This is a genomic window from Actinokineospora fastidiosa, from assembly GCF_014648415.1.
GTDB lineage: Bacteria > Actinomycetota > Actinomycetes > Mycobacteriales > Pseudonocardiaceae > Actinokineospora > Actinokineospora fastidiosa.
The window spans coordinates 232,018-252,024 of sequence record NZ_BMRB01000007.1 but is presented as its reverse complement, the minus strand read 5'-3'; the positions used below and the strand labels follow the sequence as shown (position 1 = coordinate 252,024).

The 20,007-nt window shown below is 73.1% G+C and carries 21 protein-coding genes; 10 read left to right on the top strand and 11 right to left on the bottom strand.

Translation table 11 applies throughout. The annotated features are described in order from the left end of the window. Positions 1 to 203: 203 nt before the first annotated feature. Positions 204 to 1,088 carry a universal stress protein gene (locus IEY98_RS28645; protein ID WP_189213781.1) on the bottom strand — a complete coding sequence of 295 codons (885 nt, stop codon included), beginning with the start codon at positions 1,086 to 1,088 and terminating at the stop codon, positions 204 to 206. A gap of 178 nt (positions 1,089 to 1,266) precedes the next feature. Between IEY98_RS28645 and IEY98_RS28640 the strand changes: the two genes are divergently transcribed. After that, complete coding sequence (locus tag IEY98_RS28640; RefSeq protein ID WP_189213780.1) at positions 1,267 to 2,025, top strand: hypothetical protein; 759 nt, start codon at positions 1,267 to 1,269, stop codon at positions 2,023 to 2,025. 93 nt (positions 2,026 to 2,118) lie between these two features. Further along, positions 2,119 to 2,766: a response regulator transcription factor gene (locus IEY98_RS28635; protein WP_189213779.1), complete on the top strand. Its 648-nt coding sequence runs from the start codon at positions 2,119 to 2,121 to the stop codon at positions 2,764 to 2,766. Between the two features lie 257 nt (positions 2,767 to 3,023). Here IEY98_RS28635 and IEY98_RS28630 read toward each other — a convergent pair whose 3' ends face one another. Together IEY98_RS28630 and IEY98_RS28625 are read right to left on the bottom strand one after the other, a co-directional pair. After that, the gene (locus IEY98_RS28630; RefSeq protein ID WP_189213778.1) at positions 3,024 to 3,356 is read right to left on the bottom strand and encodes a helix-turn-helix domain-containing protein; all 333 of its coding nucleotides are present in this window, start codon (positions 3,354 to 3,356) and stop codon (positions 3,024 to 3,026) included. Between the two features lie 719 nt (positions 3,357 to 4,075). Beyond that, entirely contained in the window at positions 4,076 to 4,534 is a 459-nt protein-coding gene (locus IEY98_RS28625; RefSeq protein WP_189213777.1) for a hypothetical protein, read from the bottom strand. A gap of 364 nt (positions 4,535 to 4,898) precedes the next feature. Here IEY98_RS28625 and IEY98_RS28620 point away from each other — a divergent pair, with 364 nt between their 5' ends. Beyond that, positions 4,899 to 5,843: a lysyl endopeptidase gene (locus IEY98_RS28620; protein WP_189213776.1), complete on the top strand. Its 945-nt coding sequence runs from the start codon at positions 4,899 to 4,901 to the stop codon at positions 5,841 to 5,843. An 84-nt stretch (positions 5,844 to 5,927) separates the two neighbouring features. Here IEY98_RS28620 and IEY98_RS28615 read toward each other — a convergent pair whose 3' ends face one another. After that, the gene (locus tag IEY98_RS28615) at positions 5,928 to 6,485 is read right to left on the bottom strand and encodes an SRPBCC family protein (RefSeq protein WP_189213775.1); all 558 of its coding nucleotides are present in this window, start codon (positions 6,483 to 6,485) and stop codon (positions 5,928 to 5,930) included. A gap of 39 nt (positions 6,486 to 6,524) precedes the next feature. On the opposite strand from IEY98_RS28615, the gene IEY98_RS28610 reads away from it, so the two are divergent. Next, entirely contained in the window at positions 6,525 to 7,121 is a 597-nt protein-coding gene (locus IEY98_RS28610) for a TetR family transcriptional regulator (RefSeq protein ID WP_189213774.1), read from the top strand. Positions 7,122 to 7,166: 45 nt separating this feature from the next. Here the strand turns inward: IEY98_RS28610 and IEY98_RS28605 are convergent, their stop codons facing one another. Further along, on the bottom strand, positions 7,167 to 8,249 hold the full coding sequence (locus tag IEY98_RS28605; protein ID WP_189213773.1) for a carboxylate-amine ligase: 1,083 nt from the start codon (positions 8,247 to 8,249) through the stop codon (positions 7,167 to 7,169). Between the two features lie 43 nt (positions 8,250 to 8,292). Further along, positions 8,293 to 8,577 (bottom strand): GlsB/YeaQ/YmgE family stress response membrane protein, encoded by a 285-nt coding sequence (locus IEY98_RS28600; RefSeq protein WP_189213772.1) that lies wholly within the window; start codon positions 8,575 to 8,577, stop codon positions 8,293 to 8,295. A gap of 655 nt (positions 8,578 to 9,232) precedes the next feature. Here IEY98_RS28600 and IEY98_RS28595 point away from each other — a divergent pair. The 6 genes from IEY98_RS28595 to IEY98_RS28570 all read left to right on the top strand — a co-directional run bounded on the left by IEY98_RS28595 (position 9,233) and on the right by IEY98_RS28570 (position 14,223). Next, positions 9,233 to 9,409, top strand: coding sequence for a hypothetical protein (locus IEY98_RS28595; protein ID WP_189213771.1), 177 nt, complete (start codon positions 9,233 to 9,235; stop codon positions 9,407 to 9,409). Positions 9,410 to 9,411: 2 nt separating this feature from the next. After that, complete coding sequence (locus IEY98_RS28590) at positions 9,412 to 10,077, top strand: hypothetical protein (protein ID WP_229787645.1); 666 nt, start codon at positions 9,412 to 9,414, stop codon at positions 10,075 to 10,077. Beyond that, complete coding sequence (locus IEY98_RS28585) at positions 10,074 to 10,997, top strand: DUF6895 family protein (RefSeq protein WP_189213770.1); 924 nt, start codon at positions 10,074 to 10,076, stop codon at positions 10,995 to 10,997. The genes IEY98_RS28590 and IEY98_RS28585 overlap by 4 nt, the downstream gene beginning before the upstream one ends. Beyond that, positions 10,994 to 11,920 carry a DUF6895 family protein gene (locus IEY98_RS28580; RefSeq protein ID WP_229787643.1) on the top strand — a complete coding sequence of 309 codons (927 nt, stop codon included), beginning with the start codon at positions 10,994 to 10,996 and terminating at the stop codon, positions 11,918 to 11,920. The genes IEY98_RS28585 and IEY98_RS28580 overlap by 4 nt, the downstream gene beginning before the upstream one ends. Further along, complete coding sequence (locus tag IEY98_RS28575) at positions 11,917 to 12,930, top strand: serine hydrolase domain-containing protein (protein WP_229787641.1); 1,014 nt, start codon at positions 11,917 to 11,919, stop codon at positions 12,928 to 12,930. The genes IEY98_RS28580 and IEY98_RS28575 overlap by 4 nt, the downstream gene beginning before the upstream one ends. Positions 12,931 to 13,089: 159 nt before the next feature. Then, positions 13,090 to 14,223, top strand: coding sequence for an NAD(P)/FAD-dependent oxidoreductase (locus tag IEY98_RS28570; protein WP_189213769.1), 1,134 nt, complete (start codon positions 13,090 to 13,092; stop codon positions 14,221 to 14,223). Positions 14,224 to 14,367: 144 nt separating this feature from the next. Here the strand turns inward: IEY98_RS28570 and IEY98_RS28565 are convergent, their stop codons facing one another. From IEY98_RS28565 to qcrB, 5 genes are all read right to left on the bottom strand, one after another. After that, positions 14,368 to 14,586 carry a hypervirulence associated TUDOR domain-containing protein gene (locus IEY98_RS28565; RefSeq protein WP_189213768.1) on the bottom strand — a complete coding sequence of 73 codons (219 nt, stop codon included), beginning with the start codon at positions 14,584 to 14,586 and terminating at the stop codon, positions 14,368 to 14,370. A 72-nt stretch (positions 14,587 to 14,658) separates the two neighbouring features. Beyond that, positions 14,659 to 15,621, bottom strand: coding sequence for a phytoene/squalene synthase family protein (locus IEY98_RS28560; RefSeq protein ID WP_189213767.1), 963 nt, complete (start codon positions 15,619 to 15,621; stop codon positions 14,659 to 14,661). Then, entirely contained in the window at positions 15,618 to 17,105 is a 1,488-nt protein-coding gene (gene crtI, locus IEY98_RS28555; RefSeq protein ID WP_189213766.1) for a phytoene desaturase family protein, read from the bottom strand. The genes IEY98_RS28560 and crtI overlap by 4 nt, the downstream gene beginning before the upstream one ends. Continuing rightward, the gene (locus tag IEY98_RS28550) at positions 17,105 to 18,220 is read right to left on the bottom strand and encodes a polyprenyl synthetase family protein (protein ID WP_229787639.1); all 1,116 of its coding nucleotides are present in this window, start codon (positions 18,218 to 18,220) and stop codon (positions 17,105 to 17,107) included. Before IEY98_RS28550 ends, crtI begins: the two co-directional genes overlap by 1 nt. 10 nt (positions 18,221 to 18,230) lie before the next feature. Continuing rightward, positions 18,231 to 19,844 (bottom strand): cytochrome bc1 complex cytochrome b subunit, encoded by a 1,614-nt coding sequence (qcrB, locus tag IEY98_RS28545; protein WP_189213765.1) that lies wholly within the window; start codon positions 19,842 to 19,844, stop codon positions 18,231 to 18,233. Between the last annotated feature and the right edge of the window lie 163 nt (positions 19,845 to 20,007).

Here is a 20,007-nt window from a genome sequence, read left to right as displayed (position 1 = left end):
GGAGACAGGGTGTCGGCGGCGGCGAGGGCAACGCCGGGTGCGGGCGTCGGCGGGCTCAGCCGGTGCCGGTTGCCAGGCGACCTCCCGCAGCCAGCCGGGACAGAACAGGCAAGCCGCGGCCTCCTGATGTATCGGAGGCCGCGGCTTGACGTCGCGGTCGCGTGGTGCGCGTGCGCCACTTCCGGCGGCTCTACCGCCGCTGTCTACGACTGTGCGCGGACGATGGCGACCGGGCAGGTCGCGTGGTGGAGGACGCCCTGGCTCACCGAGCCCATCAGCAGGCCGCGGAAGCCGCCCGCGCCCCGGGAGCCGACCACGAGCAGCGTCGCCCCGGCGGCGATGTCGGTGAGGGCCCTGGCCGGGTGGCCGTGGGTGACCGCGCGGCGCACCGGCACGTCCGGGTGCTTCTCCGCCCATCCCGCCATGGACTCGGCGAGGGCCAGGGCGGGCACGGGGTCCTCGTCGTCGGCCAGCAGGACCCCGGTGGCCACCGGGTCCGCGATCCGCGCGGGGCTGACGGTGATGGCCAGGACCCCGGTGCCCAGGCGCTGGGCCTCGGCGAAGGCGAAGGCGATGGCGTCGACGGAGTTCCGCGAGCCGTCGACGCCGACGACGACGTCCCCGCGGGCCACCGTCCGGGCGTCCGGGTCGCCCTCGCGGACCACCACGACCGGCACCGGGGCGTGCGCGGCGACCTGGACGGCGGTCGACCCGAGCAGCAGCCCGGAGAACCCGCCCAGCCCGCGCGAGCCCAACACGACCATGCAGGCCGAGCCTGCCTCGCGCAGCAGCGCGGGGACGGGCGCGGTCTCCGGCATCGCGGTGTCGATCTCGATGTCCGGCGCGGCCTCGCGGGCGCGGCCCACCGCGTCGACGAGGATCCGGCGTGCCTCGTTGCGCAGGCCGCCGGTCGAGTCGCCGAACTCGGCCGGGCCGAGCGGGACGCCCAGCTTGGGCCAGATGAACGCGTGCACCACGCGCAGCCCGGTCTCCCGCGCGGCGGCCTCCCGCGCCGCCCACGCCACCGCGTCCAGGCTCGACTGCGAACCGTCAGCCCCGACGACGACCGGGGCGCTGTTGACCGACATGAACTCCTCCTCGTTCGATTCCCCTCCACGATCGCCCGACGCCGAGTCCCGGGAACAGCAACGGAGAGCACCACCGCGCTGGGTCTTTGGTCCCCACGCGCCCGGTGCGCGAGGACCCTGGCGCGCCCCCGGAGGCCGATGTGGACTGGACATCGATGACGGGCGTGGAAGGAGCGAGATGACGCAGGAGTGCCCGGAGAGCACCACCGTCCGCGCCGCACTGGGCGTGGCAGGGCGGGCGCAGAACCCGTTCGGCGCCGCGGGATGGCGCTGGGACCCGCTCCCCGGCGGCTTGGGCCTGCGCATCGCGGACTTCCAGGACGAAACGATTTCTGCCACCGAACGCCCACGCCTGCGGCTCGCGGGCACCCGGCAGCGCACGACTCCCCAGGAGCACGGGGAACCAGCACCGGACACGGCGTTTCTCGCCGCGGGTGCCGCGCTGCACGCCGCCGTGCTCGCGTTCGCGGCGTTCGGCTGGCAGGCCGCGGTGCGCGAGCCGCGTGCGCGTGGCCACCTGGCCGCCCTGGCCTTCTCACCGCGCGCCGCGGAGCCGTCCGACATCGATCGTGCCGCCGCGCTGGTGCGGTGTCGCGCCGACCGTCGCCCCTACCTCGGCTGGGCGCTGCGGCCGGACCAGGCGGACGCGCTCACGGCCGCGGCCGAGGCCATGGGGGTGACGGCCGTCGTCGTCCCGGCCCGCGCGGCGCTGGTGCCCGCCCTCGGGGGCGGCCGGAGCGAGGGCCCCGGCTCGCTGCTGGTGCTCAGCACCCCGGGGGCCACCGTGGCGGACCGGCTGCGCGCCGGGGCGGCGACCAGCGCGGTGCTGCTCGCCGCCACCGCGCTCGGGCTGTCCGCCTGCGCGCTGCCCCAGGTGCGCGCGGCCGTCGGGCCGGTGGCCCCGGAGGTCGTGGTCAGGGCGGGTGCGGCCGCGTAGGGACTTTGGTCCCTCATCGGCGGGGTCGGCGGTCGGCTGCCCCCGGTCTCCCCCGGTCCTAGGCTGGGTGTGGAGCGCGAGGAGGCTGTTTCGATGACACGGATCTTCCTGGTGGACGACCACGAGATCGTCCGCAGGGGCATCGCCGACCTGTTCGAGGACGTGCCCGAGTTCGAGGTGGTCGGGCAGGCGGGCTCGGTGGCCGAGGCCCTGGTGCGGGTGCCGGTCAGCGGCGCCGAGGTGGCGGTGCTGGACGTGCGCCTGCCCGACGGCAACGGCGTCGAGCTGTGCCGTGAGCTGCGCTCCCGCGACCCCGGGCTGCGCTGCCTGATGCTGACCTCGTTCGCCGACGACGAGGCCCTCTTCGAGGCCATCATGGCCGGGGCCTCCGGCTACGTGCTCAAGCAGGTGCTCGGCACCGACCTGGTCGCCGCCGTGCGCACCGTCGGCGCGGGCGGCTCGCTGCTCGACGCCCGCACCACCACCGCCCTGCTGGAGCGCATCCGCCGCGAGCGCACCGAGTCCGACCCGCTGGCGAGCCTCACCGAGCAGGAGCGCAACGTCTTCGACCTCATCGGCGAGGGGCTGACCAACCGCCAGATCGGCGAGCGCATGTTCCTGGCCGAGAAGACGGTGAAGAACTACGTCTCCAAGGTGCTGGCCAAGCTGCAGATCGAGCGCCGCACCCAGGCCGCCGTCCTCGCCAGCAGGCTGCGCAAGGCCGCCCCGCCCCAGGAGTGATCGCGGTCTGGGTGAGCAGCCCGAGACCCGGGCTCTCGGCGATCACCGGCAGGTGGCGGACCCCGGCCTGGGCCATCGTCCGCAGGGCCGTGTCGAGGGTGGCCTCGGGCGTGGTGCCGATGACCCGGTCAGTCGTGGCGGTCCGAATAGCACGTGGCCACACCTCGTGACCCGCCGGGCAAGCGCTACCGACGAGGCACGCAATCCCCGCGCGACGCGTGCCGGTGTGCCGCGTGCGCGCGGCACACCGCGCGGGTTCAGTCGGAGGGGTGGAGTTCGGCGTTGCGCTGTCGGGCTTCGTGGAGTTGGTCTTCGAGGGTGATGATGCGGCAGGCAGCGTCGATCGGGGTGCCCTGGTCGACCAGTTCCCGCACTCGCGCGGCCACCCGCAGCTGGTGGCGGGAGTAGCGGCGGTGCCCGCCTGCGGAGCGCTGCGGCTGGATCAGCCCGTTCTCATCAAGGCTGCGCAGGAATCCCTGGCTGGTGCCCAGCATGTCCGCGGCCCGGCCCATGGTGTAGGCGGGGTAGTGCTCGTCGTCGAACCTGTCGCCCGCGCTCGGCGCGGGCGCGTCGGGATGGTCAGGGGTCATTCCACCTCCACATCACGAGGGCCCCCGGGTGTCGTCGCACGACACCCAGGGGCCCAGGGGTTGGGTTCCACCATTGTCAACCGACCGTGAGGCCGGCTTTCCGTACCCGCGACGTCCGGCCGAGGCCTGGATCGCGCGGGGATCGCGAGTCTGTAACCGAGAACCACCTACCAATCCGATGGGCCTGCGGTACCCGCCCGGCGATAGACAGCCACGGCGGGCGATCCAATGATGCGCCCTCTCCCTTCCTTCTCCTGTTTCCCTACCCGGTCTCGATGCGGTCATCAGCGGCCGGAACCTCATGCCTTGACGGCTTCCAGCACCACTGACGTCGCAGGTCAGGCGTGCCGGAACCCCTTCACTGACCGGTTCCGGCACACCTGACCGCCTTCTTCACTGCTAACCGACTTCACTCCGTGGGCGTACGATCCCCGCCCACGTCCTGCACCAGCTCACCGGGACCACCGACTGCCCGGTCCCGGCCGGTCCCCGTGCATCGCGGTTCAGCACGGTCGGACCGTTGTCTCACCTCGCGGGTAGTTCCGTCATCTCCCGCGCCTGCTCGACGTTGTCTCTCTCGCTACAACCAGAACCTTACACGCACCCGCGACCGAATGTCTACTCCAAGCGCAGGAGATTTGCTAGGTCGATGGCAGCCGATCGCGGTTGCGGCCACCGCCGACATCGACCGCCGCTCCCCGGACCACCGGGTGGGGGGCCTAGACCTGCACTATCTTCAGGACTGCTTTGCCTGCGTCGATGGCAAGGACGTCAACGCGCACCTCGTTGACCTTGAGTGCTCCGGGCACGTTCAACTTGATGGTGGTGCCTGCGCCGGTCGAGGACATGTTGCAGATGGTCACGCACTCGAGCCTGCCCGCCACGTCGCCCGCGAGTGTCACCGTGCCGTCGCGGACCGCGCTCACGCTCAGGGTGCCGTTGGCTCCGGCGGGCAGGGGCACCCGCTGTCCGGCGGCGACCCTGGGGCAGTCCGCGCAGTCCCGGTCCACCGGCGTCGTGGTCGTGGTGGTTGACGAAGTGGGCGCGGTGCTGCTCGTCGGAGCACGGGTAGCGGCGGGTCGGGATGCCTGGGCGTCCGGGGACGTGGTGGAGGGGTTCGCGGGGTCCCCGCATCCGGCGAGGGCCAGCATGGTTCCGAGGATCAGGATGCGGCGCATGCGCCCAGGGTCGCAGGGGGCGAGGGCGGTCCTCGGGCGTTGGCCGCATCCGGCCAGGGTCACCGCAACCACATGGTGCCGCCTGTTTCGCAGACGAGCGTCGGACACGGCCTGCTCGATCACAGCGAGCGCGACGCTTCACACCCGCCGCAGCGCCTCCCGAGCTGGGACTGTGGCAGACGGGTCACCGCTCCGGGTGCAGGCCACTCACCAGAAGCGCCTGGCATCGGGGATGGTGACGCTGACGAGCGGTGGACGTGCCAGCGCCCCGGAAGCGCTCACCTCATGCGGTGGGGTTCGCGTACGGCACCGCCCCGTCGGGGCCGGAAGGGGTATCCGTCCCGGACAGGCGAGGAGGAGCACCATGGACCACATCGCGGCGCAATCGTCGACCGCGTCCAACGGTCAGTCGGCCGTCTTCGTCGGCGGGCCGACCTACCCGGACGACAAGGACGCCGCGCAGGTCATCGCGGACCTGCGGAAATCCGGCTTCACGACGGTCATCCTGTGGAGCATCCACGTCGCCGTTAAGGGGGCCGACACCAAGGACGGCGACCTGTTCTACAACAGCGTCAAGATCATCTCGGACGGCGAGTACGTCGGCGACAAGGCATGGCCTCCGCTGCTGAAGTCCCTCAGGACGGACAAGCCCTCCTCCGTCAACCGCATCGAGGTGTCGGTCGGCTCGGCCCCGCCCGCGAAGGACTGGGAGAACATCGCGGCACTCATCAAGCAGCAGCACGGCACGGGCCCCACGAGCGTCCTCTACCGCAACTTCAAGAAGCTGAAGGAGATCACCGGGGCGGACGCGATCAACAACGATGACGAGAAATGCTACGACGTCAGCTCGACGGTCGCCTTCGCCAAGATGGCCGGCCAGCTCGGCTACAAATTCACGTTCGCGCCGTACCAGAAGATGAAGGAATACTGGGCCAAGGTGAAGGCGGACCTCGGCGCCATCGTGGACCGCGCCTACGTGCAGTGCTACGAAGGCGGGTGGCGGAACGCCGACGCCAAGTGCCTGTGCGAGTGGTCGACGGAGTTGAAGGACGTCGCGGTCTTCCCCGGATTGTGGTGCAGGCACGCCACCTCCGCAGGCAAGCCCTGCGACCAGGGCGACTCGCCCGACGAGATGAAGAAGAAGATGAGCTCCTGGAAGAAGGACTGCGACAAGATCGCGGGCGGCTTCCTCTGGCTCTACGACGACATCAGGAAATGCGCCGGGTCCACCGGCTTCACCTCCGCGAACTACGCCCAGGCGATCAACGAGGCCACCAAGTCCAAGAAGGCGGCCACCACCGCCGTGTGACCCGCATCGGGCAGGCAGTCACGGTCCACGTCCCGCTGTCGACCTCGACCGAGGCCCACCGGGCGGCGGCGACCGCCACGTCCGCTACCCGCGCCGTGGGTCGGTGACTCGACGCCGTCGGGGATCCCGGTCAGCGGTGCGGCGGTCCGCTCGGTACGGACTCGCTGTGGCCCCCTTCCGCGACTCCATCCGCCGCAGAACGGCGCGGAGCAGCCGGACGTAGGCCGACCACCGCGCCGGGCGGTGCGGCACGCCCATCTCCCGGCAGGCGAGGTCGAAGGCGTCCTCGATAAGCGCGTCGTGAAGAGGGCGGAAGACCAGCGGCCACGACAGCCGGGCCAGGCCCCGTGCGCACATGACCAGCTCGTGTCGCAACTCGGCGCCCTCGGCGGTGAGCTCGTGGTAGCCGTCGAAGCCGTCCGGCGCGGTGAACCGGAAGCGCACGCGCCTGCCGGGCACGTGCTCCTCGACGGTGTACCCGACCGGGCCGTGCCCACCGACCGCGCCGACCGCGAGGCTCCGGTCGAAGCGCATCGCGGGCCAGTGGTCGTGGGGCCACAGCCGGTCGTCCGGCCCGGCGAGGGTGTCGATCAGGGCCCCCACGCCTTCGGCGACGGTCCTGGTGTGCACGTTCTTGATCATCTCTCCCCCTGCCCAGTAATAGAGGGTACTCTCTAGTACGTGCCCCGACCCGTCAAGCACTCCCCCGACGCGATGCTCGACACAGCCCGCGCCCTGGTTCTGGCGGGCGGCCCGGCCGCGGCGTCGGCGCGGGCGGTCGCCGCGGCCCTCGGCGCGCCGAGCGGGTCGATCTACCACCGTTTCCCCCGCCGCGACGACCTGGTGGCGGCGGCGTGGCTGCGCGCTCAGGACCGCTTCCTCACGGCATTCCTGTCGGCAGCGGAGCCGGGAGCGGACGACAAGAGCGCGGACAGGGCAGCCAGGGAACGGGCCGTCGACGCGGCGGTGCTGGTGCCGACCTGGTGCGCGAAGAACCCGGCGGACGCTGGCCTGCTGCTGCGCCACGGACTGGCCGACCTCCTGCGGGGCGAGGTCTCGCCGGACCTGGCCACGCGGGCGGCGGGGAACAACACCCGACTGGAGGCGGCGGTGAGGGCGCTGGCCGAGGAGACCGGGATACCGCTGGAGGACGTCATCCTCGCGGTCGTCGACCTGCCCTACGGCCTCACTCGGCGGGTCCTGCGCTCCGGCGGGCCAAGGCAGTCCGATATAGACACTCTGCGGCGCGCCGTCACCAGGCTGCTGGCCGGGAATTGACGGGCCGGAGTCGGCTCATCACGCACCATAGTCTACAACGGACAGTTACACGCCCTGCGCGGTCTCCCTGACGATGTGGTCGATCACGCCGTCGAGGGAGTTCGACTCCGCGTAGGCGCGGCGCTGGCGTTCGGCTCCGCCTCCCGCGCTGTGCCAGCGGGCCCGGACCCGGGCGGCCAGGGCGCGTTCGGCGGGGTCGTCCAGCCGGGCGATGAGGTCGTCGGCGACGGCGAGGGTGGGACGGAGGTGGCCGGTGACCGGGTCCGCGCACTGGCCCGCCAGCCCGTCCCGGGCGGCGCGCCAGAGCCTGCCGCGCAGGATGTCCTGCGGGACGGGCTGGGCGCGCAGGGCGCGGGCGACCAGGTCGATGAACTCGGTGACCAGGGCGCGGACCAGGACCCCGAAGAGCGCGGCCTCGTCCGCGGTGGGCAGGACGTCGGCGACGCGGACCTCGATGGTGGGCAGGTGGTCGGAGATGCGGACCTCCCAGTAGACCATCTTGAGGTCCATCGCGGCCGTGGTGTCGACCAGCGCCCGCACGCGGGTGTCGTAGTCGGCGGCCGAGTCGAGGTAGGGCGGGGGCACGGCGGTGGGCCAGCGGCTCCAGAGCAGGTGCCGGGAACTGGCGTAGCCGGTGTCGCGGCCGTCGTTGAACGGGGAGTTGGCGGAGATGGCGAGCAGGACGGGAAGCCAGGGGCGCAGGTGGTTCACGACCTGGACGGCGACCTCGCGGTCGGCCACCTCGACGTGGACGTGCGAGCCGCAGGTGAGGCCGCTGAACACCATCGAGCCGAACCGGGAGTGGATGCGGCGGTAGCGGGTGTCCGGCCCGAGCAGGGCGTCGAACTCCTCGCCGAGCACGGGCGTGCCGGTGGCCAGCAGTCGCAGCCCCCGGCCCGCCGCGGCCTCGATCAGCGCGGCCCGGGAGCGGGCGATGTCCGCGCGCAGGGCGTCCACATCGGTGTGGACGCCCGTCGCGGACTCGACCTGGCAGCGCAGCAGTTCCGCCTTCAGATCCAGGCCGCGATCCGCGCTCTCGGCCAGGATCTCCGGCGCCGCCTGGACGAGGTGCCCGTCCCCGTCGACGAGAACGAACTCCTCCTCCACCCCGAGGGAAGGTCTGTCCACCGAACTCCTTTGCCTGCAGTGATAGGGGTTTAGGGACTGCGTGTCACAGTCGGGACCGGACACGGCGTTTGCCGTAGAAGCCCGCCACCAGGGACACGCCGATCATCGCGACGATGACCTGGACGACCAGTTCCAGCCAATCGATCCCCGACGTGGCGGTGGGAATGCCCAGCGCCCTGGCGAGCGCCGTGCCCAGCAGCGCGGCCACGATGCCCACCACGATCGTCAGCCAGACGGGGATGTTCTGCCTTCCGGGCAGGAGCAGCCTGGCCAAGGCGCCCACGACAAGGCCGATGACGATCGCGGTGATGATTCCGGTGATGGTCAAGAGTCCTCCAACCTCGCTTGCGACGGACCGTTCAGTACCACCCGCGTCCGTCGACCAAACGCGGACTGGATGAGCCCCCGTCGCGCTCACCAGGCGTGAGAGGAGAGGGCGCTCATGCGCAGAAGCAGGACGGACCGCCCCCGCCGGACGGGCCCGGTCTCGGCGGCCGGACGTTCGTCAAAACGATATCCCGGCCTTGATGACGCTTCACACGTCAATCAATTCCCCCCGCTCCCGTTTAATCCCTCGCCCGTCGACCCGACGATCTTTCCGTCCCCGAAAGACGGCCGCGCAGAGATCACTCTCCAGAAAGATCCGCATATCGGTTGACGAGTCAGTTATTTCAGTCGTCCCCACCGCCGAGTCCGACCCGCCGGGCCATTGACGATCGGAATGCGGGTGATCGCCACCGGAGCGGTTCGCGCACGTCAGCGCCTTGGGGACGGCCCTCTGGCGACACTCTCGCCGGGAATGTCCCACCCGATAAAGGCAGGGCGCATACCGGACAATCCACCGCAGACTTCACCACTCAGAAGGGTGGAGCACCCGTGACACGACCGAGTGAATTTGCCGCGCCGCTCTGGGAGAGACGCCACCGGAAGCTCACAGTGGGAATCACCGTTGGTGCACGAAATCGAATTGAGGAGATGATCATATGTCCGTCTTGGACATCGCGCCGGTTCGCACATCGGAGTTGACCGATGAGGTGGAAGCGCTGCTGAACGCGCCGGAGCCGGAGGGTGTGTTCCGCGAGACGGAGAAGTGCGCGCTTCTCCTGCTGGCCGCAGGCGTCGGCCTGCTGGCGCCGCCGACGCCTCGGCCCAAGCGCTGAGCGTGGGCGAGCGGTTGAACGCACCGGGCCGCGCGGTCGCCGACAGCGTGCAGGAGTTGGCCAGCGCGGTCGTCCTCGCCCTCGACGCGGAGGCATCGCTCGACGTGCAGGCGGGTGCGGACGATCCGGTCGTGTTGGCGGCCGCCAGGGTGCTCGGAGCGGATGTGCTCGCTCCGAGCACCCTTACATCGCGGTCTGCCACAGAGGCGGAGGTGGCGCTGCTGGACGGCGCCCTCAGGCGGTTCCCGCCGAACCCCGGCTCGCCGGTCAGCCGGTGGAGCCACTGGGGGGCGCTGGTCGCGTTGGGACGGGCGCGGCCGGGCGTCGGGGAGCCCGAGACCGGGTGGCTGGCCGACCAGTCGTGGCCCGGGCTCACCCACCAGCTCGCCGGGGTCGCGATGCTGGCCGCCCTCGCGCCCTCGTCGCTGACCGCGCTCGCCGAGCGCCGGGTCGAGGACCTGGCACGGGGTTTCGTGCGCGCGGTGCGGCGCAGCGACTGGCCGCAGGCGGCGGGCGCCGGGCGGTGGCTGGCCGCGGTGAACGGGGTGCCCGAGTCCCTGGGGCTGGACGCGGGTCTGGACTTCGTGGAGCTGATGGGCGCGGGCGACGCGCGGGTCGCGTTGCACGTCCGGGTGGCCAGGATCCTGCGCCGGAGCCCGGTGGCATGACCAGCGCGCAGCTCACCCACCAGGAGCCGGAGGTGTCCGGCGTGGCCTCGGCGGCGCTGCGGTGGTTGAACGCGCACCGGGACGACTTCCGCCTGCCCGAGGAGCCGGAGGACCCGCGGCACGACCGCGACGTCACGTTGCGCCCGCTCGGGGAACTGGCTCGGCTGATCCGGGTGGTCCTGGCGCAGGACGTGCTGGGGGCGGAGGACCGGCGGCTGGCCGACGAGCTGTTCGCGTTCGCCTGGCGGGAGACGGGACAGGGCGAGGTGCTGGCCGCGATCGCCAGGCGGGAGCCGTTCGCCACGTACCCGCTGGAGATCTACGCCGTGTTCGCGCGCGCGGGACTGCGCCACCCCGGGTTCGACGCGCAGCTGCGGCACATCACCGGCACGCGGGCCTGGCGGACCGCCGAGCGCGGCGCCACCCGGACCCTGGCCGTGCTCGGCGCCGAACACGACGCCGGGCTGCCCCGACACCGCGACCCGCTGGCGGCCCTGCGGGAGACCTGGCTCGGCGGCGGGGCCGAACCGTGGTCGTTCACCGCGGAGGCGGGCTACGCCGCGACCCACACCGTCTTCCACCTCACCGACTGGTGCACCGAGCCGGGCGGGCTGACCGCCGAGCTGCGCGAGCACCTGCGGCTGTGGCTGCCCGCGTGGCTGACCTGCTCGGTGGAGGCGGGCCACTGGGACCTGGCGGGCGAGCTGCTGGCCGTGGCCGCCGTCCTCCCCGAGCCGATGGACGTGGCGCAGGCCTGGGCCGTGCTGGCCTCGGCGCAGGGCGCGGACGGCGCCGTCGCCGAGACCGCCGAACTCGCGCGCGACGGCGGCTTCCGCCACCACTACCACTCCACCCTGGTGACGGCGTTCAGCGCCGCGCTGACCGTGCGGCGGTCGATGACCGGGAGCGTCCGGTCATGACCGGGCGCCCGATGTCGCCCGAGGTGCCGCACCGTGTCGGGGTCGGCGCGCTGAACTGGCTCGTCGCCAACCGCGAGCACTTCCGGCCGCGCAGCACGTCCGCCGGGAGGGCCAGGGAGGCGCTCAAGCCCGTCGGCGAGCTGGCCGTCATCGGCGCGGTGCTGCTCCGCGAGGGGGTCGCGGGGTCGCGCCAGTCCGCACAGCTCGACGGCCTGCTCGACTTCGCCTGGCGGGACCTGCTCAAGGCGGGCGACGTGCTGGCCGCAATGCTGCGCGACGAGCCGCTGAGCCCGATCCCGATGGAGGTCTACGTGCCGTTCCGGGAGCTGGGTCTGCGGCACGCCGGTATCGAGGAACACCTGCGGGTGGTGTCCAGGACCACCAGCTGGCGGGCGCTGGAGGCCCTCCCGAACCGCCGTCTCGGCATGATGCGCGCTGCCGCCAGGGCGGACCTCCCCGCCTACGCCGATGTCGCCGAGGCGGCGCGGCGCACCTGGCTCGGGCACACCCCGGAGCCGTGGACGGTGGAGTACAACCTCGCCTACACCGTCACCCACACGGTGTTCCACCTCACCGACTGGGGGCGGTGCCCGGCCGGTCTGCCACCCGACCTGGCCGAGTACCTCGCCCTGTGGCTGCCAGTGTGGATCGACGAGTGGGCCGAACTGCGGCACTGGGATCTGCTCGGGGAGCTGCTGATCGTCGACACCTGCCTGCCTGCCCCCGCGCTCGACGAGGAGGTCTGGCGGCACTACGCCGAGGCGCAGAGCCCGACCGGGGCCATGCCCGTGCAGGGCGCGATGCCGAGCGGACCCCCGGACGAGGTGTTCGACCTCGTGCACCACCCGACCATCGTCGCGGCCTTCGCCGCCACCATGGCCACCTCGCACGCGCTCGCCGCACTGAACCCGGCTGCGCCGTGACCGCCGCCGCCCTCGACGCCGACCGGCTGACCGCCGCGGTGGCCGACACCGACATCCCCGACGTGGTGCTCGCCTGCTCGCGAGGAGGTCGGCGGATGGTCGTCACCGGCGGCACGTCCGGGCGGGACGCGTCGGCGCGGGCGAACCTGCGCTACGAGATCGGGTCGGTGTCCAAGACGTTCACCGGGCTGCTGCTGGCCCAGCTCGCCGCCGAGGGCGTGGTCGGGCTCGCCGACCCGGCCGTCCGACACCTGCCGGTCGGCCCCGGCAGCGCCCGCCGCGACGCGATCACGTTGTTCCACCTGATCACGCACACCTCCGGGCTGCCGAGGCTGCCGACGGACTTCTACCGGCACGCGCTGCCACGCTGGTTCACCAACCCCTACGCCGGGTACACGACCGAGCGGCTGCTGACGGCCTTCGCCCGCAGCAGGCCGCTCTCCAAACCCGGAACGCGGTGGCGCTACTCGAACTTCGGCGTCGCGCTGCTGGGGCACGCCATCACAGGCGCGGTGCACGAACCGTTCGAGCGGCTGCTGACCGAGCAGGTCCTCGCCCCACTCGGCCTCACCGAGACCGCGTTGGCCCCACAGGGCGATCCGGCCGTCGACGCCGTCGGCCACGGGTACCGATCCCAGCGGCGGGTGCCGCTGTTCGACCCGGCCGCCTTCACCGCGGCGGGCGCCGTCCGAGCCGCTCCTGACGACCTGCTCACCTACCTGGAGGCCCACCTGCACCCGGAAAGCGTGCCAGCGCTGGAACAGGCGTTGCGCATGGTGCGCCGCCCCGCCGTGCGGCACGGGTTCGGGCAGCGGCACACCCACACCCTCACCTGGTTCGAACACTCCTACGACAACGGCCCGGTGCTCTTCCACTCCGGTGGCACGCCCGGGCAAGAGGCGTTCCTGGGTTTCCGCCCGGCCACGGACACCGCGGTCGTCGCCCTCGGCACGCGTCGCTACCGGCCCGGTAAGAACCTGCAACAAGTCGCGTACGACCTCCTCGTGTAGCGCAATGCTCAGCGCGCCGACGACCCCCGCTCGCCGACGCCGACAGCGTCCTGCACGCCACCCCAACCGCACTATCGGCCGGGGCTGGGGCGACCGGGCGGCCCACCGATCGGGTGGACGATCCCTGCCGGGCCGGTTCGCCGGTTTTACGGTGGGCGGATGCGGACCCGCGTCGACTGGGACGTCGTGGTGGTCGGCGCGGGGCCTGCGGGCTCGGCCGCGGCCATCGCCGCGCTGCGCGCCGACCCGGCCGCCCGCGTCCTGCTGCTGGACGCCGCGGACTTCCCCCGGGACAAGGTGTGCGGCGACGGGATCGCCCCGCACGCGGTGGACCTGCTCGCCGCGCTCGGCGTCGACGGGCTCACGGCGGGGACCGCGCCGATCACCCGGCTCCGGCTGGTGTCCCCGCGCGGCGTCGAGGCCGCCCGGCCGTTCGCGCGGCCTGCGTTCGTGGTGCCGCGCAAGGTGCTCGACCACCGGCTCGTGCGCGCGGCCCAGGCAGCGGGCGCGGTGCTGCGCAGGCGACGGGTCCGCACGATCGCCCCCGAGGGCGCGGCGGTGCTCGTCGACGGGGAGATCCGGGCGGGGGTCGTGATCGGGGCCGATGGCGCGGAGTCGGTGGTACGGCGGCAATGCGGCGCCCGGGCCGCGCCCCGGGGCACGGTCGCCGTCGCCGTGCGCGGGTACGCCCCGTCCCACCCGTGGCCGGACGGCGAGCAGGTCATCACCCTCGACGCGACCCGCTGGCCCGCCTACGCGTGGGCCTTCCCGGTCGGCGACGGCACCGCCAACGTCGGCTACGGCGAGGTCCTCCTCGGCCCCGCGCCCACCCGCGCCCACCTGACCGCGCGGCTGCACCACCTGCTCCCGGGCTGCGCGCCCACACCGCTGCGCGGCCACCGCCTGCCCCTGTCCCCCGGCCGTCCCGCCATCGGCCACGGCCGGGTCCTCCTGGCGGGCGACGCCGCGTCGCTCATCAACCCGCTCACCGGCGAGGGCATCCACTACGCCGTCCTCTCCGGCAGCCTGGCCGGAGCGGCCGCGCTGACACCCCAGCCCGCCCGTGCCTACCGGCACGCACTGCGCGAGCGGCTGGGGAGGCACCTGCGCCACACCGACCTGCTCGCCCGCGTCACCCGCCGCCCGTGGCCGCTCGACGTCGCCACCACCGCGGCCCGGCACGATCAGCGCGCGTTCGACGAACTCACCGAGATCGGCCTCGGCACGGGCACGCTCACCCCGCGCCTGCTCGCCGCCCTCGCCTTGTCCCTGCGGCGCCTCGGACAAGGGTGACGGGATCGTCGTCGACCGTCGCACGGCAACAACGGCCAGGACCGCAACCGCCATCCGGCCGCCAGCATGACGATCGCGCCCAACCGGCTGCCGGCCCCATGCGCGCACCGCGCCATCCGCCAGCGGCTATAGCGAGGGCCGCCCTCAATCCTCGGCGCGACGCAGCGCTCCGGGCTTGTGCACCGCGTCCTTCCCGCTCTTGTCACTGCGGACCCGGTACTGCGGGTCCTCCTTGGACGCGCGCACGGTTCGGCCCGCCGCCTCGGTGTCCTCGGTGATCTCCTCCTCGACCTCGCCGACCGCCTTGCCCCCGTGGCTGCTCCACTCCACCTTGTCGCCCTTGCGAAACCTGTCCTCGGCCATGGCACGCTCCTCACCGCTCATCGAGCGAACCGGGTACCACGCCGCCAGGAAGCGCATGCGAAGACGTCCCTTTCACCGGACCGGCGCGAAGCCCTCCGCCTGCCGGACCCCCGCCGCCCGCAGCCGGGCGACGCGGGCCAGGGCGCGGGCGGCGACCCCGGCACGGCGGCGGGTGGGAACGGTGGCGCGCGCGGCGAAGACGTCGTGGTCCATCGCGGCGACGCGGTCGAGGATCTCCGAATAGAGGATCAGCGCGGTCTCGACGCAGGGCCGCGACAGCGGCGCGAGCATGGCGATCCCGGGACGGGCCTGGGCGTAGACGGCACGGGTGCGCGCGATCTGGTCGGCGATGGCGCGGCGCACGGCGTGGTCGGCGCGCCCGGCGCGGCGGCACCAGGCCAGGCGGTCGCGGTCGACGGCGAAGGCGGCGAGTTCGTCGGCGGGCAGGTACACGCGACCGCGGTCGAGGTCCTCGGCGACGTCGCGGATGAAGTTGGTGAGCTGGAAGGCAGCGCCGAGGGAGGCGGCCGCGGGCGCGGCGTCGGCCGGGTCGGCGATCGTGCCGAGGACGGGCAGCATCTGCAGGCCGATGACCTCGGCGGAGCCGTGGATGTAGGTCGCGAGGGCGGCGCGGTCGGGGTAGTCGCGCAGGACGAGGTCCATGCGCATGGAGCGCAGGAAGGCCGCGAACAGGCCGGGATCGATCGCGTGGCGGTCGATGGTGTCGACGAGCGCGGCGATGACGGGGTGGCCGCTGGCGCCCTCGGACAGGCCCAGGCGCAGGGCGTGCTCGGTGGTGTCGATGTGGGCCTCGACGTCGTCGGGGGTCGCGGTGCCGGGCTCGTCCACAAGGTTGTCGACATAGCGGGCGAAGGCGTAGAGGGCGTGCACGGCGGGCCGCTGGGCCGGGGTGAGCAGGCGGGTGGCGAGGAAGTAGGTGCGGCCGTGGCGGGCGTTGAGGGCACGGCAGGCGGTGTAGGCGCGGCGCAGGCCGGGATCGGTGATGCCTGCGGCGTCGAGTTCGCGTCGGGTCACGGGATCCTCCGGGGGATGCCGGTGATGCGGTCGGCGGCCAGGCGGCCGGAGACCAGGGCGGTGGGGACGCCGACGCCGGGAACGGTGCCGGAGCCTGCCAGGACGGCGTTGTCGGTGGAGCGGGGGAGGTTGCCCGGGCGGAACGGCCCGGTCTGGGCGAGGGTGTGGGCGTAGCTGAACGGCGTGCCGTCGACGTGGCCCTGCGCGGCCCAGTCGGCAGGCGTGACCACCCGCAGGACGCGCGCGTGGGCGGACAGGCCGGGCAGCAGGCGCTGCTCGGCGGTGGCCATGACCTCCGCCGCGTAGTCCGCGCCGCGGCGCGCCCAGTCGATGGGCCCGGCGCGCAGGTTGGGCACCGGGGCCAGCAGGTAGAGCACATCACCGCCCGCCGGGGCCAGAGCGGGGTCGGTGGCGGTCGGGCGGGTGATGAGCAGGGAGGGGTCGCCCATGAGCGAGCCCCTGTTGATGATCTCGTCGAAGGTGGCGCGCCAGGCGTGCCCGAAGCTGATGGTGTGGTGCGCGGTGTCCCAGGTCCGGTCCGCGCCCACGTGCAGCACCACCGCCGACGGTGCCGCGCGCAACGGCACCGGGCGGCGGGGGGTGGCGCCGAGCAGCCGGTAGGCGGTGTGCGGTTCGGTGGTGAGCACGACCGCGTCGCAGGGGTAGGAGGCGCCGTCGGTGGTGCGCACCGCGGTGACCCGCCTGCCTGCCCTCTCGACGGCGTCCACGGTGGCGTCGTAGCGGATCTTGACGCCCGCGTCCGCGGCGGCCGCGGCCAGCGCGTCGGGCAGGGCGCGGACGCCGCCGCGGGGGAAGCACACCCCGGCGACGGTGTCCATGTACGCGATGACGGCGTAGAGGGCCAGCGCCCGCTGCGGGGACTGCCCGGCGTACAGGGACTGGAAGGTGAAGACCCGGCGCAGCCGCTCGTCCCTGAGGAACCTGCCGACGCGGGCGTCGAGGCGGCCGAACCCGCCGAGGGCCGCGAGCCGGGCCAGGTCGACGCCGAGCAGCGACAGCGGCGAGTCGTGGTTGGCGGCGATGAAGCGGTCGTGCTCGACCCGGTACAGCTCGGTGAGCCAGGCGCGCAGCCGGGTGTAGCCGCGCGCCTCGGCAGGCCCGGCGAAGGCGCGCACCTGCTCGGTCATCGCCTCGGCCTCGGTGTGCACCGGCAGGCTCGCGCCGTCGGCGAAGCGCGCCTCGTACGCCGGGTGCAGCGGGGTCAGGTCCAGCCGCGCGGACAGGCTGTCGCCGACGGCGGCCAGGGTCTGCTCGATGATGTCGGGCATGGTCAGCACGGTCGGCCCGGTGTCCATCCGGTATCCGCCCGCGTCGAGGCGACCGGCGCGCCCGCCGGGGACGGCGCCGCGTTCGAGCACGGTGACCTCGCGGCCGCGGCCAGCCAGGTGCAGGGCGGCGGCGAGCCCGGACAGCCCGGCGCCCACGACTACCACCCGATCGGTGCGCCCGGTGACGGTCCGCATCAGCGGTCGCGGTCGACGCAGGAGCGGGCCAGCCAGGACAGCCGACCCTGGACCGCCGCGGGCAGGACCGCCACCTCCGCGCCCGCCTGGGCGAGGCGCCGGTCGATGAGGAGGCGGACGTGCTCGGGCGCCCCGGTCTCGCTGATGACCCCGAGGTAGCGGGCGATGTCGGCGTCGGTGAGCACCGGCTGGCCCGCAAGGCCGCGCAGGATGCGGCGCTGCGCCGGGTCGGCGCGCTCGCGCGCGATCACCACGACGCTGGTCGCCTTGCCCGCGCGCAGGTCCTCCCCCACCGGCTTGCCGGTCGCCTCGGGCACGCCGAACAGGCCGAGCAGGTCGTCGCGGAGCTGGAACGCCTCACCCACCGCCGACCCGTACCGGCCGAGCGCGGCCACCGTCGCCGCCGGGCACCCGGCGAGCTCGGCGCCCAGTTCCAGCGGACGGCGCACGGTGTAGTCGCCGGACTTGGCCCGGGCGACGGCGAGCACGTCGGCCAGGCTGGGCTCGCGGCGGGCGTCGTTGACCAGGTCCCGGAACTGCCCGATGGCCAGCTCGGCGCGCAACGCGTCGTAGCGCGGCCGCGCGCGAGCCAGCGCCTCGGCGGCCAGGCCGCTCTCGCGCAGCAGCCGGTCGGCCCACACCAGGCACAGGTCCCCGGCGAGCACCGCGGCCGACTCCCCGAACCGCCGCGCGGACCCGGTCAGCCCCGCGGCCCGGTGCCAGCGCGCGAACCGCACGTGCGCCGACTCCCGCCCGCGCCGGGTCGCCGACTCGTCCATGACGTCGTCCTGCAGCAGCGCGAAGCAGTGCAGCAGTTCCACGCTCGCCGCCGCCCGCAGCGCGGCCGGGGACTCGGCGGCCCCGCAGGCCCACCCGGCCATCAGGAAGGCCGAGCGCAGGAGCTTGCCGCCCGAGGCGACGTCGGTGAGCACCTCGCCCAGCACGGCGGTGTCCTCGCTGCCGCCGAGGTCCTCGGCGCACCGGTCCCGGACGAAGGCGGCCAGGTGGTCGGCGACGGCCGCGCGGGTCCGCGCGCGCCACCGCGCGGCCCCCGGGTCGTGGCTGGGTGCGCGGGACCGCACTGCGTGGTGCACGAGGATGCCGCCTTTCTCCACCCCGGGACGGTCAGCCGCCGATGGTGCGGGACGGGTCGATGGGGTGGCCGGTGCTGCCGTGCTCGCGGGCGCGTTCCAGCGCCACGGTCTCCTCCGGCGGGTCGGGGGTGAGCATGCTGCCGGGCAGCGGACGGCCCGCCGCGCCGAGCTTGTTCATCTTCTTGGGCACGGGCGCGGCCTGGTACTCGAGCGCCTTTCCGTCCAGCGGCTGGTGGATCTCGATGTAGCCGCCCTCCGGGAGGCGGCGGATGATCCCGGTCTCGACCCCGTGCTCGAGCACCTCCCGGTCCGAGCGCTGCAGGCCCAGACAGACGCGGTAGGCGACGTAGTAGGCGATGGGCGGGACCACGAGCAGGCCGATGCGCCCGGCCCAGATGGTGGCGTTGAGCGAGACGTCGAAGGTGAGCGCGATGGTGTCGTTGACGCTGCTCAGCGTCATGATCAGGTAGGCGGACAGCGCCATCGCCCCGAGCCCGGTGCGCACGGGCGCGTCCCGGGGCCGCTGGATGAGGTTGTGGTGGGCGGTGTCGCCGGACAGGCGGCGTTCGATCCACGGGTAGAACAGCAGGAGCCCGATGAAGAACGTCAGTCCCCCGACGCCCGCGAAGAACACCGCCGGAACGGTGTAGTCCCCGAGGTACATCTCCCACGGCGGCCAGATGCGCAGGAGCCCGTCGGCCCACATCATGTAGAAGTCCGGCACCGACTGGGCCGAGACCTGGGCGGGGTTGTACGGGCCGAGGTTCCAGATCGGGTTGATCTGGAACAGCCCGGACATCGCCGTCGTCACGCCGGTGACCACGGCGAGGAACGCGCCCGCCTTGAGCGCGAACACGGGCATGATCCGCACGCCGACGACGTTGCGCTCGGTGCGCCGCACGCCGGGGAACTGGGTGTGCTTCTGGTACCACACCAGCGCCAGGTGCACCCCGATGAGCGCGAGCATGATGCCCGGGATGAGGAAGATGTGCAGGGTGTAGAGCCGGGGGATGATCTCATCGCCCGGGAACTCCGAGCCGAACAGCGCCCAGTGCGTCCAGGTGCCGATCACCGGGACGCTGAGCACGATGCCCGACAGCGTCGCCCGGATGCCGGTGCCGGAGAGCAGGTCGTCGGGCAGCGAGTAGCCGAAGAACCCCTCGAACATGCCCAGCACCAGCAGCAGCACCCCGATGACCCAGTTCAGCTCCCGTGGACGGCGGAACGCGCCGGTGAAGAAGATCCGGATCATGTGGACGATCATCGCGGCGACGAACAGCAGCGCCGACCAGTGGTGCACCTGCCGGGCGAGCAGTCCGCCGCGGATGTCGAAGGAGATCTCCAGCGTGCTCTCGTACGCCCGGGACATCTCGACGCCGCGCAGGTTCACATACGACCCGTCGTAGACGACCTCCTGCATCGACGGGTCGAAGAACAACGCCAGATAGGTGCCGCTGAGCAGCAGCACGATGAACGAGTACAAGGCGATCTCGCCCAGCAGGAACGACCAGTGGGTCGGGAACACCTTGTTGAACTGGCGGCGCAGCCCGCCCGCCATCCGGTACCGCTGATCGGCCCACCGGGCCGCCGCGCCCGCCGCGCGGGCGGTCGCGGGCGGGCGCCTCGTCGCGCTTGGATACCCCATCGCATGCCTCCGACCCGCCGTTCCCGGTCGGGTCTACCCACGCCCGCCGTGGTTGATGCGCTCATCGCTCGATCGCGACGGAATCCGGCCGCGGGAGCCGGTGACGGGGAGACCGGCGCGGTGGGCGCCCAGGCGGCGGGCACCCGCCGTGAGCCGCACCGGC